13 protein-coding genes are annotated in these 12,949 nt (G+C 63.6%); 10 read left to right on the plus strand and 3 right to left on the minus strand.

Features of this window, described 5'->3' with window-relative positions; translation table 11 throughout:
• Positions 1 to 171: 171 nt before the first annotated feature.
• Both malQ and EDD77_RS02525 read left to right on the plus strand, forming a co-directional pair.
• On the plus strand, positions 172 to 1,758 hold the full coding sequence (malQ, locus tag EDD77_RS02520; RefSeq protein ID WP_077138446.1) for a 4-alpha-glucanotransferase: 1,587 nt from the start codon (positions 172 to 174) through the stop codon (positions 1,756 to 1,758).
• 79 nt (positions 1,759 to 1,837) lie between these two features.
• Positions 1,838 to 2,299 carry a hypothetical protein gene (locus EDD77_RS02525; protein ID WP_058962793.1) on the plus strand — a complete coding sequence of 154 codons (462 nt, stop codon included), beginning with the start codon at positions 1,838 to 1,840 and terminating at the stop codon, positions 2,297 to 2,299.
• A 112-nt stretch (positions 2,300 to 2,411) separates the two neighbouring features.
• Here EDD77_RS02525 and EDD77_RS02530 read toward each other — a convergent pair whose 3' ends face one another.
• The 3 genes from EDD77_RS02530 to ychF all read right to left on the minus strand — a co-directional run bounded on the left by EDD77_RS02530 (position 2,412) and on the right by ychF (position 4,867).
• Entirely contained in the window at positions 2,412 to 2,633 is a 222-nt protein-coding gene (locus tag EDD77_RS02530) for a DUF6514 family protein (protein WP_058962792.1), read from the minus strand.
• Between the two features lie 415 nt (positions 2,634 to 3,048).
• Positions 3,049 to 3,738, minus strand: coding sequence for a 5'-methylthioadenosine/adenosylhomocysteine nucleosidase (locus EDD77_RS02535; protein WP_058962791.1), 690 nt, complete (start codon positions 3,736 to 3,738; stop codon positions 3,049 to 3,051).
• A 16-nt stretch (positions 3,739 to 3,754) separates the two neighbouring features.
• Positions 3,755 to 4,867 carry a redox-regulated ATPase YchF gene (ychF, locus tag EDD77_RS02540; protein ID WP_058962790.1) on the minus strand — a complete coding sequence of 371 codons (1,113 nt, stop codon included), beginning with the start codon at positions 4,865 to 4,867 and terminating at the stop codon, positions 3,755 to 3,757.
• Between the two features lie 274 nt (positions 4,868 to 5,141).
• Here ychF and EDD77_RS02545 point away from each other — a divergent pair, with 274 nt between their 5' ends.
• The 8 genes from EDD77_RS02545 (at position 5,142) to EDD77_RS02580 (ending at position 12,883) form a co-directional block, all read left to right on the plus strand.
• Positions 5,142 to 5,831 (plus strand): response regulator transcription factor, encoded by a 690-nt coding sequence (locus tag EDD77_RS02545; RefSeq protein WP_058962789.1) that lies wholly within the window; start codon positions 5,142 to 5,144, stop codon positions 5,829 to 5,831.
• A 6-nt stretch (positions 5,832 to 5,837) separates the two neighbouring features.
• Positions 5,838 to 7,304 (plus strand): sensor histidine kinase, encoded by a 1,467-nt coding sequence (locus tag EDD77_RS02550; protein WP_058962788.1) that lies wholly within the window; start codon positions 5,838 to 5,840, stop codon positions 7,302 to 7,304.
• Between the two features lie 256 nt (positions 7,305 to 7,560).
• Entirely contained in the window at positions 7,561 to 8,211 is a 651-nt protein-coding gene (rpe, locus tag EDD77_RS02555) for a ribulose-phosphate 3-epimerase (protein WP_058962786.1), read from the plus strand.
• A gap of 35 nt (positions 8,212 to 8,246) precedes the next feature.
• Positions 8,247 to 9,248, plus strand: coding sequence for an RnfABCDGE type electron transport complex subunit D (locus EDD77_RS02560; RefSeq protein ID WP_058962785.1), 1,002 nt, complete (start codon positions 8,247 to 8,249; stop codon positions 9,246 to 9,248).
• Positions 9,238 to 9,894 (plus strand): Rnf-Nqr domain containing protein, encoded by a 657-nt coding sequence (locus EDD77_RS02565; RefSeq protein WP_242868285.1) that lies wholly within the window; start codon positions 9,238 to 9,240, stop codon positions 9,892 to 9,894. Before EDD77_RS02560 ends, EDD77_RS02565 begins: the two co-directional genes overlap by 11 nt.
• Positions 9,891 to 10,502: an Rnf-Nqr domain containing protein gene (locus EDD77_RS02570; RefSeq protein ID WP_058962784.1), complete on the plus strand. Its 612-nt coding sequence runs from the start codon at positions 9,891 to 9,893 to the stop codon at positions 10,500 to 10,502. The genes EDD77_RS02565 and EDD77_RS02570 overlap by 4 nt, the downstream gene beginning before the upstream one ends.
• A gap of 42 nt (positions 10,503 to 10,544) precedes the next feature.
• Positions 10,545 to 11,645, plus strand: coding sequence for a putative glycoside hydrolase (locus tag EDD77_RS02575; RefSeq protein ID WP_058962783.1), 1,101 nt, complete (start codon positions 10,545 to 10,547; stop codon positions 11,643 to 11,645).
• Positions 11,642 to 12,883 carry a DUF1015 family protein gene (locus tag EDD77_RS02580; protein ID WP_058962782.1) on the plus strand — a complete coding sequence of 414 codons (1,242 nt, stop codon included), beginning with the start codon at positions 11,642 to 11,644 and terminating at the stop codon, positions 12,881 to 12,883. The genes EDD77_RS02575 and EDD77_RS02580 overlap by 4 nt, the downstream gene beginning before the upstream one ends.
• Positions 12,884 to 12,949 lie beyond the last annotated feature (66 nt).

The following is a 12,949-nucleotide window of genomic DNA, read 5'->3' on the forward strand; positions in this document are numbered from 1 at the left end:
TTATAGCACAAAAGAGCCATACTTTGCGCGTGCCAATGCCATTTTGCCGCGGTTTATGATATAATAGGGGAAATTCAAGAATCAGGCCCCGGAAAAAGGAAGGCGCAGCGCCAGCGTGCGCGCCGCGAGGGGGAAGACCCGGGGTCACACAGCGAAAAAGGAGCGGTTGTTATGCGGGAATGCGGCGTTTTGATGCCTGTGTCCAGCCTGCCGGGGCCTTACGGCATCGGCAGCTTCGGCAAGCAGGCCTATGCCTTTGTGGACTTTCTGGCCGGGGCGGGCCAGCAGATCTGGCAGATTTTGCCCCTTTCGCCCACCGGCTATGGCGACAGCCCCTATCAGAGCTGCTCGGCCTTTGCCATCAACCCCTATTTCATCGACCTGGACACCCTGCGGGACGAGGGCCTGCTGGAAGAGGAGGAGTACGGCACCATCGACTGGGGCGAAGAGCCGAACGCGGTGGATTATGGTGCGCTGTATACCGGGCGCTTTTCGGTGCTGCGGCTGGCCTATAACCGGTTCAAGGCCTGGCTGCCGGACGACTACTACACCTTCTGCTTCTGGAACGAGGACTGGCTGGAGGACTACGCTCTCTACATGACCGCCAAGGGCCTGAACAAGATGAAGGCCTACCCGGAATGGCCCGCCGCGCTGCGCACCCGGCAGCCCCGGGCGCTGGAGCAGCTGCGCGAAGAAAATGCCGACGAGCTGGGCTTCTGGCGCTTTTTGCAGTATCAGGGCTACCGGCAGTGGATGGCCCTGAAGGCCTGCGCCAACGGCAAGGGCGTGCAGATTCTGGGCGACATTCCCATCTATGTGGCGGCGGACTCCGCCGACGCCTGGGCCGGCGGCAAGCTGTTCCAGGTGGACGGGGAGGGCAGGCTCACCCGGGTGGCGGGCTGCCCTCCGGACTACTTCTCCGAGGACGGCCAGCTCTGGGGCAACCCGTTGTACGACTGGGCCCAGCACAAGGCCAGCGGCTACGCCTGGTGGATTCGCCGTGTGGAGCACGCGCTCACCATGTACGACCGGCTGCGGATTGACCACTTCCGCGCCTTCGATACCTATTATGCCATTCCCGCCGGGCGCACCAACGCCCGGGTGGGCGACTGGGAATACGGCCCCGGCATGGATCTGTTCCGCACGCTGGAGGAAAAGCTGGGCAAGCTGCCCATCGTGGCCGAGGATCTGGGCGATCTGTTCGACAGCGTGCGGGTGCTGCTGAAGGAAAGCGGCTACCCGGGCATGAAGGTGATGCAGTTCGCCTTCGGCAGCACGGCGGAAAACGAATACCTGCCCCACAACCACATCCCCAACTGTGTGGTTTACCCCGGCACCCACGACAACACCACCCTGCGGGACTGGCTGAAAAACGGCGACCCGAAGGAGCTGGCACGGGCCAAGAACTATCTGGGCCTGAACGCCATGGAGGGCTCGGTGCGGGGCTTCTTGCGGGGCGTTTTGTCCAGCTGCGCCAATCTGGCGGTGATCCCCATGGCCGACTGGCTGGAGCTGGGGGCCGAGGGCCGTATCAACACCCCCGGCACCGGCATGGGCAACTGGGTCTGGCGGGCCAGGGAGGGCTCCTTCACGCCGGAGCTGGCCCAGCGCATCCGGCGCACCTGCGCCCGCTACGGCCGCTGTGCACCGCTGCCCGAACCGCTGGAAAAACGGCCGGCTGCCCCGGTGATAAAGACCGGGAAAAAGGCAGGGGAAAAGGCGGCGGAGGCCGCGGGGCGGACGTCTGCTGCAGAATAAACAGCACCCCCTTTGGGAATACTGGCTGTTGCCGGAGCGATTGTGCTCCGTCAGTCAGTTTCCAAAGGGGGCTTTTTGTATGAGTGAACGCAGAAACGACCAGAACCACGGCGACAACGACAATCAGGCCGTGCTCAACGAGATCGTGCGCAACACCGAGATGGGCAAAAACAGTCTGGATCAGCTGATCGACGTGACCGACGATCGGCAGCTGAAGGCCAGCCTGCTGGCCCAGCAGAAGGAGTACCGGCGCATCAACCAGCAGGCCCACGCGGCCATGGCGGCCTGCGGGGCCCAGAGTCAGGGCCAGAGCACCGCGGCAAAGCTGATGGCAAAAATGGGCATCTGGACCGAGACCCTCACCGACCGCTCCACCCGCAATCTGGCGGACATGGTCATTCAGGGGGCCAATCAGGGCGTGATGGACTGTGAGAAGGCCCGCAGAGACCACCCCGCCGCCAGCACCGGCGCGCTGGGGCTGCTGAACGAACTGCAGCAGTTCGAGGAGCGCACCGCCCGCCAGATGCGGGAGTATCTGTGAGAAAAAACCGAAAAAATGAAAGGCAGGCGGCGGTTCGGCAATGGGAACCGCCGCCTGCCTTTTTGTGTATGCCATAGGTGTGCGCCTGCATCGTGCAGGCGGAACAGGAAGGTTACAGCGCATCCAGAACCACATCCAGCAGCTGGGCCGGGTCCAGCTGGCCTTCGGTGCAGCGTTCCGCAAGATTTGCTGCGAAGGCAGGGTCGGTGGATACGTCCGAAACAAAGGCCAGTCGCTGGCCATCGGGCAGGGCCACCGCCTCAATGCCGTAGCTCACATAGCGGCCCAGCTCAGGTGTTTCAAGCGCCTGTTTTACAATCTGATACCGGATCAAGTACAACGACCCCCTCTGCGGCGATCGGTGCACGGCGGGAAGCCCGCCGGGTTGCCATACATCCTTTCATTGAATAAATTCCCCCTTTTCATGCAGCATAACGCAGCAGGGGGCAAATGTCGACGAACTGTTTGTTCGGGTTTTGGGGTTTGCCGTTCCCGGAATGTCCATCGATGGGCAAAAGGGGCGAAAATCTGCCTGAAAAAGCGCCCGGCGGGCAGGTTTTCCACGGCCGGGCGCTGATTTTGTTGAAAACTTTTCCAAAAAGAAGAACCCGCAAAACCGGATGCCAAAAGGCTTTGCCGGAGGTTCGGAGGAATCCGACGGAAAAAATTGTGGAAAAAAGGGACGGCGCAGGCGCTGGAGCCTGCCCGTCCCTTTTTGCAGTCTTTTGGAATGCGGCGCGGCCGGAAAATCAGTCCAGACGCTCCAGCATGCGGGCCACGATGCGGGTGGCGGTGGTCACATATTCACTGATGCTGAATTTTTTTACCACCAGAACCTCATGGCCGGCCTCGTCGGCGTTGTCGCTCATGGCGCGCAGCACCACGCAGGGCACATTGTTCTTGGCGGCGATCTGGGCCACGGCGGCGCCCTCCATCTCCACGCAGTCCGGGTTCACCCTGGCGGCGATGGCGGCCTTGGTGGCGCTGTCGCCCACAAACTGGTCGCCGGTGGCGATCTTGCCGGCGATGGCTTTCACGCCCGTTTCCTCGCAGGCGGCCATGGCGGCCTTCACCATCTCCTCATCGCCGGGGTACTCGGCGGTGAAGGGGGCGGACTGGGCGATCATGTCGTCCTGCGCGTCGTGGTAGACAACGGTTTTGCCCACCACCACGTCGCCAATGCCGATCTTGGACGTCATGTTGCCGGCAATGCCGGAAAAGATGATGCGCTGGGCGCCGAACTTGGTAATCAGCACCTGGGTGGTGGCGGCGGCGTTGGCCTTGCCCATGCCGGCGCAGCACACAACCACCTGCTTATCCCCCAGCATGCCCCGGTGGTACTCCACCCCGGCGTAGGGCTCGATGGTCACCCCGTCCAGCAGAGCGCACAGCTGCTCCACTTCGTCGGGCATGGCGCCCATGATACCAATGATCTCCATATGTTCCTCCTTTGGATCAGACGTTGAACAGGAACTCGATGATGTCGCCGTCCTGCACCACATATTCCTTGCCCTCGGTGTGCTGCAGGCCCTTGGCCTTCACGGTGGCCATGTTGAAGTCGCAGGCGGCGAAGTCCTCGTAGTGCACCACGCTGGCGCGGATGAAGCCGCGCTCGAAGTCGGAGTGGATCTTGCCGGCGGCCTGGGGGGCCTTGGTGCCCTTGCGGATGGTCCAGGCGCGGCATTCCTTCTTGCCGTCGGTCAGGTAGGAGATCAGGCCCAGCAGGCTGTAGCTGGCCTTGATCAGGTTGTCAAGGCCGGTGGCCTCGATGCCCATCTCATGCAGGAATTCCTTCTTCTCCTCGGGGGAGTAGTCGGCAATGTCCTCCTCGGTCTTGGCGCAGATGGGAATGCACTCCGCGCCCTCCTCGGCGGCTAGCTTCTTCACGGCCTGATAGTGCACGTTCTCGTCCATGCCCTCCATCAGGTCGTCCTCGCTCATGTTGGCGGCGTAGATCACCGGCTTGTAGGTGAGCAGGCCCATCTCCTTCAGCTGCAGCGCCTGATCCTCGTCGTCCAGATCAAAGTCGAAGCTGCGGGCGTTCTTGCCCTTGCCCAGATGGTCGGCCAGCTGCTCCAGCCAGGCGGCGGAGCCGCCGGCCTTCTTGTCGCCGGTCTTGGCGGCCTTGGTAAAGCGGGCGGCCCGGTTGGAGACCACCTCCAGATCGCTCAGGATCAGCTCGGTGTCGATGGTCTCGATGTCGCGCAGGGGATCCACGCTGCCGTCCACATGCACGATGTCGGTGCCGCCGAAGCAGCGCACCACATGCACGATGGCGTCGCACTCGCGGATGTTGCCCAGGAACTTGTTGCCCAGGCCCTCGCCCTTGGAAGCGCCCTTCACAAGACCCGCGATGTCCACGAATTCCACGATGGCAGGGGTCTTTTTGTTGGTGTCCCAGATTTCGGCCAGCTTGTCCAGCCGGGCGTCCGGCACGGGCACGATGCCGGTGTTGGGGTCGATGGTGCAGAAGGGGTAGTTGGCCGCGGCGGCGTTCTTGGTGCTGGTGATGGCGTTGAACAGGGTGCTCTTGCCCACGTTGGGCAGGCCCACGATACCTAATTTCATGGCTTGAAACTCCTTAAACATTAAACTTCTGGTGTATGGCAGGCGGCGGCCTTGTTGGGCCGCCGCGCGGTTTCGTACCCATCATTATACCCAATCCCGGCGGTTTGCGCAACGGCGATTTGCCACCTGCCGCCGGGTTTTTGTCTTTTTGAGGGGGGAGCGTTCTTTTTTTGTCCATATTTCTATTGTATAATAAATACAATTACCGGAAACAATTCGGGCGGCGCGGAGGATTTTTTGCGCCGCCCGGTAAATGAAAAAGGAGCGGGAGAATATGCCCAACCAGAAAATTTTGATCGTGGATGATGACCAGAACATCTGCGAGCTGCTGAGACTGTATCTGGCAAAGGAAGGCTACGAGACTCTGATCGCCCACGACGGCGAAAAGGCGCTGGAGCTGTTTGAACAGAACAAGCCCAATATGGTATTGCTGGACGTGATGATGCCCAGGATGGACGGCTGGGAGGTCTGCCGCCGCATCCGCGCCCAGGCAAACACCCCCATCATCATGCTCACCGCCAAGGGCGAGACATTCGACAAGGTGCTGGGCCTGGAGCTGGGGGCGGACGATTATGTGGTCAAGCCCTTCGATTCCAAAGAGGTGGTGGCCCGCATCAAGGCGGTGCTGCGCCGCTGCAACCCGGAGGATTCTGCAAAGGACGGCGTGATCCAGTTCGAGAACCTCTCGCTGGACATGAGCCGCTACGAGCTGAAGGTGAAGGGCAAGGTGGTGGAGGCTCCCCCCAAGGAGCTGGAGCTGCTGGCCTATCTGGCCGGCCATCCCAACCGGGTGTTCACCCGCGACCAGCTGCTGGACGAGGTGTGGGGCTTCGAGTATTACGGCGACTCCCGCACCATCGACGTGCACATCAAGCGCCTGCGGGAAAAGCTGGAGGGCGCCAGCGAGCAGTGGAGCCTCAAAACCGTGTGGGGCGTGGGCTACAAGTTTGAAGCAAAGGATTGATCGCGTGTGAGAAAAAGCATCAGTTCCATGTATTTCAGCACCACCGCCATTCTGCTCATTGTGAGCACGGCGGTGATGGGCCTGATCCAGATGTATCTGGTGATGGGCTATTTTCAGGAGGACAAACGCAGCACCCTGAACGACGTGGTGCAGGTGACCGCCATGCAGGTGCAGGAGGGCTCCCCCCTGCGCCGCCTGCTGGAGGATGAAAACGCCCGCTCCAGCGTGCAGGATCAGATGCGCCTGATCGGCCGCACCAGCAGCACCAACCTGCTGCTCACCGACGCCTCCGGTCAGGTGATGCTGTATACCCAGAACGAGGCCGAGCAGCTGATCGGCAGCCAGGTGGACGCGGGCATTCTGCGCCAGGCCCAGGAAGAGGACGGCTTTTTTGAAACCGGCAATCTGGGCGGGCTTTACGGCGGCAAATACTACACCGTGGGCCGGGTCATGCGGGATGAATCCGGCGCCGCGGCGGGCTATGTGTTCGCCTCGGCCAGCGCGGCCAGCCTGAATGTGTTCGTGAGCGACATGTTCTCCATCTTCGTGCTCAGCGCCGGGCTGCTGCTGCTGGCGGCCAGCCTTCTGGCCATCTTTGTGACCAACCGGCTCACCACCCCGCTGCGGCGCATCAGCGAGGCCGCCCGCAAGTTCGGCAGCGGCGATTTCAGCGTGCGCGTTCCGGTGGAGGGCAACGACGAGGTGGCCCAGCTGGCGGTGACCTTCAACAACATGGCCCGCAATCTGGAGACCATCGATTCCTCCCGCGCCAGCTTCATGGGCAACATCGCCCACGAGCTGCGCACCCCCATGACCAGCATCAAGGGCTTCATCGACGGCATGCTGGACGGCACCATTCCGGACGAGCTGCGCCAGCATTATCTGGGGCTGGTGAGCCAGGAGGTGGGCCGGCTGACGCGGCTGATCCAGAACATGCTGGACATCTCCAAGCTGGAGGCGGGCGAGTACCGGGTGAATGCCCAGAGCTACGACATCTGGGAGAGCATCACCGGCGTGGTGTTCAGCGCCGAGCAGCGCATCCAGAACCAGCATGTGGAGATTCAGGGCCTTGCGCCCACCCGCACCATGGTCTACGCGGATCAGGATCTGGTGTATCAGGTGGTCTACAACATTCTGGACAATGCCATCAAGTTCACCCCGGAGGGCGGCTACATCCGCTTTTCGGTGAAAAAGAGCGGCGGCATGGTCACGGTGTCCATCCGGAATTCCGGCCAGGGCATCGGGGCGGACGCGCTTCCCTTCGTGTTCGAGCGGTTCTACAAGGAGGATAAAAGCCGCGGGCTCAACGCCCGGGGCAGCGGCCTGGGGCTGCACATCTGCAAGATTCTGGTGGGCCTTTCCGGCGGCAAGATCTGGGCCGAGAGCGAGGAGGGCCAGTGGTGCCAGTTCAACTTCACCCTGCCCTGCGAGGCCCCGCCTGAGCAGCGGCGCAAACAGACCGGAAAAAAGTAAAGGCAATACCGCACGATTCACGGCTGACGCTCCATCGCCGGGAAGAATGCGCTATTTCCCCAAAAAACAGCCAGCGCGGTTTTCGGAAATGTCCGGAAACCGCGCTTTTGTGCAAAAAACGTGAAAAGGGTTATGGCGGTTTGCTTTTTAGCGGGAAATAGGATAAAATTATACTGTATATCCTTGCGCACGCTCTGACGTTTTACAATTTGTAGAGCGGGCCCGTTGCGCATGATCCATAAGGAGGACCTTTCCCATGACTCAACTGAGCCCCTCGATCCTTGCGGCGGACTTTGCCCGCCTGGGTGAAGAATGCCGCCAGGTGCTGGACGCGGGAGCCGACATGCTGCATTTCGATGTGATGGACGGCTGCTTTGTGCCCAATATCAGCTTCGGTGTGCCGGTGCTGCAAAGCCTGCACAAGGCGCTGCCCGATGCCTTTTACGACGTACATCTGATGATTCGCCGCCCGCTGGACTATGTGGACGCCTTTGTGAAGGCGGGCGCAAGCTGCATCACCTTCCATCTGGAAAGCGAAAGCGACGCGGGCGAAACCATCGACGCCATTCATGCCGCCGGCTGCAAGGCGGGCCTGTCCATCAAGCCGGGCACCCCGGCCGAGGCCGTTCTGCCCTTTCTGGACCGGCTGGACCTGATTCTTGTGATGAGCGTGGAGCCGGGCTTCGGCGGCCAGAAATTCATGCCCGGCGCACTGGATAAGCTGAAAACCCTGCGCGCCGAGTGCGACGCCCGGGGCCTTTCGCCCTGGCTGGAGGTGGACGGCGGCGTGGATGCGGTGACCGGCCCCCAGTGTGTGGCGGCGGGCGCGAACCTGCTGGTGGCAGGCAGCGCGGTATTCGGCAAGGCCGACATGGCCGGCGCGGTGCGCGGGCTGAAGGGCCTGTGAGAAGCCCGAATCTTACAAGGAAGGGAGCAGTGCACTTGAAGGAACAACAACTTGCCCGCATCCGGCAGGATAAGGGCATTCACGCGGATCTGTTTTATATGTGCCTGCCGCTGCTGGCCATGGCCTTTGCGTTTTACGGGCTGCGGTCGGTGCTTTTGTGCGGCACGGCGGTGATCGCGGCCAACCTGAGCGACAGACTGGTGGCCTGGCTGCGGGGCCGCCCCTACGAAAAAGGGGAGTGGAGCAGCGAGGCTTTTGCCTTCATGCTGGCGCTCATCATGCCCGCCACGGTGAGCTACTATGTGGTGATCGTGGGCGCGGTGGCGGCGGTGCTGCTGGGCAAGGAAGCCTTCGGCGGTTATGGCTGCTATGTGTTCCATCCCACCGCCGTGGGCTACGCGGTGGTGGCGGTGAGCTGGCCGGAGCAGGTGTTCCGGTATCCGGAAGCCCAGCTGTTCCAGAGCCTGCCTCTGGGCAGTGTTTCCAGCGTGCAGCTGGTGGATTCGCCCCTGCATGCGTTAAAGACCGGCGGCCTGCCCACACTGGACAATACCACCCTGTTTCTGGGCAACTACGCGGGCCCCATGGGCGTGACCGCGCTGCTGGTGATCATGGCCTGCGCGCTGTTTCTGGCAAACCGGCGCAGCCTGCACCTGAGCGTGATGTTCAGTTTTCTGGGCATGTGCGCGCTGGTGGCCTTTGTGGCCCCCCGCTTGGGCGAAATTCCCGCCTTCAGCATGCCCTGGACCTATGTGGCCGACCGGCTGGCGGTGATGAAATACGAGCTGTGCAGCGGCGGCCTGCTGTTTGCGGCGGTCTTTCTGATGGCAGACCCGGTGATCTGCCCCACCAACCGGATCTCCCGCATCCTGTATGGTGCGCTCACCGGCTTTATGGCCATGATGTTCCGCTACTACGGCAACTACGAGACCGGCGTGTGCTTCGCCATTCTGGCGGTGAACGCCTTCTCCGGCTGGCTGGACCGGGCCGTGCTTCGCATCCTGCACCGAAAGGGGGTTGTGCGCCGTGAACTCTAAGAAGGCGAAATACCTGTCGGAAAACATGGAGCGCATTGCCCGGCGGGACCGGATTTTCCTGAACAACCCGGTCATCATGCAGGGCATGGGCCTTGCGCCGCTGGTGGTGGCTGCCACCAACGGCATGAACGCGCTGATGCTCAGCGTGGCGGTGCTGCTGCTGCTCACCCCCACCCGGGTGGTTGCGGCCATGATCTGCCGCACCGGCCGGGGCCAGCTGCGGGCGCTGGTGTACTGCTTCACCAGCTCGATTCTGTACATCGGCGTATATTTTGCGCTGCGGGCCATTTTTGATGTGGAAATTCTGCAGCTGGGCGTTTATCTGCCCATGCTGGTGGTGGAGCCGCTGATCATCAAGAGGTACGAGCGGCCCCAGCCCGAGCGGGTGATGACCGCCCTGCGCAAGGGCCTGCGTACCACTGCGGGCTATGTGCTGGTGCTGCTGCTCATGGGCTGCCTGCGGGAGATTCTGGCCGCAAGCACCCTGTTCGGCGCACCCATTCCCCGGCTGAATACCACCCTGCTGCCCATGGCCAGCCTGCCCGCCGGCGGGTTTATCCTGCTGGGCGTGGTGTGCGCGGTCTGGCGCGGTCTGGTTCGGGCCTACAAAAAACATGTGCATACGGAGGCGAGACGAGGCGAATGATGGAAGTAATAAAAGCCTGCAGCACCTTCTTTTTGTATGCTGTAACGGCAGTGTTTGCGGAAAACGCAGTGTTCGGCCGGGCGATGGGCGTGTCCCGCCTGGTGAAGCTGGTGGAGGATTCCACCGTGGACACCCTCACCTTCGGCGGCCTGCTCTGCCTGATCCAGCTGGTGGCGGCGCCCCTGAGCTTCTGGGTGGACCTTCTGCTCACCCCGCTGAGCTGGCGCAACGCCGTGCGCCCGTTCCTGTTCATCCTGTGCAGCACGGTGGCCTTCTTTGTGGTGCTGGGCGTGCTGCTGCTGATCTGGAAGGAAAAGGCGCGCCGCATGCTGGCGGTGCTGCCCATGGCAACCTTCAACACCGCGGTGCTGGGCGTGCTGCTGATTGCCGCCACCCAGAGCTTCAATCTGGTGCAGACCATGGGCTTTGCGCTGGGCAGCGGCGTGGGCTACACCGCCGCCGTGGTGGTGGTGAGCGAGGGCCAGCGCCGCATGCGGCAGGACATGATCCCCGGCAGCTTCAAGGGTCTGCCCGTTACCCTGATTTACATCGGTATCCTGGCGCTGGCCATCTACGGCTTCACCGGGCACCGCATCTCCATTGGATGACACACCGTGGAAAACCCACGCGGAAAGGCGGCTTGATTTGATATGGCAAAGAAAAATCTGGGCAAAGTGAAGCGGTACCGGCGCAGCTTTTACAGCGGCCGGCAGCGCGCATCGCGCATCGCCGGGGGCGTTCTGGCTCTGGTGGCGCTGTTTGCGGTGGGCTGGCTGGCAGGCCCTGCGGTGATCAACTTCGGCACCAGCACCTGGTACAGCATCGTGCGGGGCGATTCCGACAATCCGCCCACAAGCCAGCCGGAAAGCGCCTCCGTGCCCCAGAGCGCCAGCGAGTCGGAAGGCCAGCCCGCCAGTGAGCCCCAGCCCACCGAAGCGCCCCAGACCGGCGGCGACATGACCCGGGGCAGCTGGGCCTTTGTGGACGTGGCCAGCCTGACCGGCGAGGGCGCGGCCGAGCAGGTGGCGCAGCAGCTGGCAGGCCAGGGCGTGACCTATGCGGTGGTGCCCCTGAAGGACAGCACCGGCAGCGTGTACTACGCCAGCGCCCTGCCGGCGGCGGCATCCAGCCTTTCCACCACCCAGATCGACGGCGCGGCGGTGGCTGCGGCCTTCAAAGAGCAGGGCATCGTGCCGGTGGCGGGTGTGTGCGCCTTCCAGGATCCACTGGCCGCCAGCGCCAACCGGGAAATGGCTGTGAAGTATCAGGGCACCGACTACCTGTGGCTGGACGCCGCGCAGGACAAGGGCGGCAAGGCCTGGCTGAACCCGTATTCCAGCGCCGCGGTGGACTACATCGGCGGCATCATCGACGAGGCCAAAGCCATGGGCTTTGAGCAGATCTGGCTCACCGGCGTGCAGCTGCCCACCACCGCCGGCCGCGACAAGGCCAGCTATGGCGATACGGCCGGCGTGACCGAGGCCCAGTGCCTGGCAAACGCCCTGGCCGCATGGCAGGAAAAGGCCACCTGCTGGGTGGAATACCCGCTGAACGTGGCCAGCGGCCAGGAGACCCGCCTGACCGGCGGTACCATCGACGCGCTGGGCATTGAGAATCTGGCCATCGAGGTGGGCGGCGAGCTCACCGAAGAGACCCAGACCCAGCTGGACGCCGCCAAAGCCGCAGCCGCGGGCTGCGACTATGTGGGCGTGCGCACCGGCGACGTGTTCGCGGTGGAGGCGGGCCAATGAGCCAGCCCTGCTTTGTGCCGGGCCGGCTGCTTGTGCCCGGCGAAGGCGTTTCGCCGGAACAGTGGGCCTGCCCCTCGGCGGGCGCTTTGAGCCGGGAGAGCTGGCGCGAGCTGGAGGCCCGGCGGGAAAACGCTCCGGCGGCCATGCAGCTGCTGGTGCCGGACGCGCTGCTTCAGCGGGTGGAAACCCGGGAGCGGCTGGCCGCGGCAAAGGCGGCCATGGGCCGGGCCCGGGAGCTGCTGCCCCGCACGGTGAACGGCTTTGTGTATCTGGAGCGCACCCTGCCGGACGGCCGGGTGCGCCGGGGCCTTGTGGGCTGCGTGGATCTGGAAGCCTACGCTTTTGCCGCAGGCAGCCGCACTCCGGTGCGGGCGCCCTCGGCGCTGGCTGCCCGGCAGGTGCTGCCCCGGCTGGAACGCTGGGAGGATGCGGCGCTACAGAGCAGCCACATTCTGCTGGCGGCAAACATGGACGAAGCGGCCCTGTTTGCGGCGGTGGAAGAAATTCAAAACCAGGCGCCCCTCTATGAGGGGCCATTGTGCTATGGCGGCGGCAGTGCCGTGGGCTGGGCGGTGGAATCTGCCGACCGGCTGGGTGCGCTGGCGGCGTTGTTTGACCCGGCACAAGGGCCTGCGGGCGCGGCGCTGCTTGCCCCGGTGAGCGGGGAAGAGGATCTGGCCGCCGCCCGGGCATACTGGATGATGATGCGGGAGGAGCTGAGCGAAGCGGAGCGGGAAACGCATCCGGCCCGCTTCTGTCTGGCCGAGGTGTGCAGCATCCGGAGTGCCGGTCTGCGCCTTGCCCCCGCCCACCGGCTGGTGATGGGGGTGCAGGGCCTGCCGCTGCTGGCGGCCTTCCGCAGCTGGTGCGCCGGTCAAAGCGTGCGGCTGGAGGAGAGCCCGGTTCCCGGCTGCTCCGGGCGGCTGGACTTTGTGTACGGTGCCTGGCAGCGGGCGGTGTGGCCTGTCGGGGGCCGCTGGCCGCTGGCGGCTGCCGTGCTGGAAGCCTTTTTGCAGGAGTATCTGCGGGCGAACCCCGCCTGCTTTGCCGACCGGCTGGCCGATGAGGCCGAGCTGCGGGAGCTGGCGGCGGACGGCAACACCGGCGTGCTGCTGCATGAGACAAACGAGGATCTGTTCCGGGGCCTTGCGGGGGCCGATTTTCTGCCCCTGGGGCTGTTTGCGCCCCTTGAGGCCCGGGAACAGCGGTACGAGCTGGAGTGCAGGTACATCCGCTGACGGCGGGCCCCTGCGCCCCGGCTTGTTTCAGGCAGGGCCGCGCCCGTTTTTTCGGGCGCGGTGTTG

The organism is Allofournierella massiliensis (assembly GCF_004345265.1).
Lineage (GTDB): Bacteria > Bacillota > Clostridia > Oscillospirales > Ruminococcaceae > Allofournierella > Allofournierella massiliensis.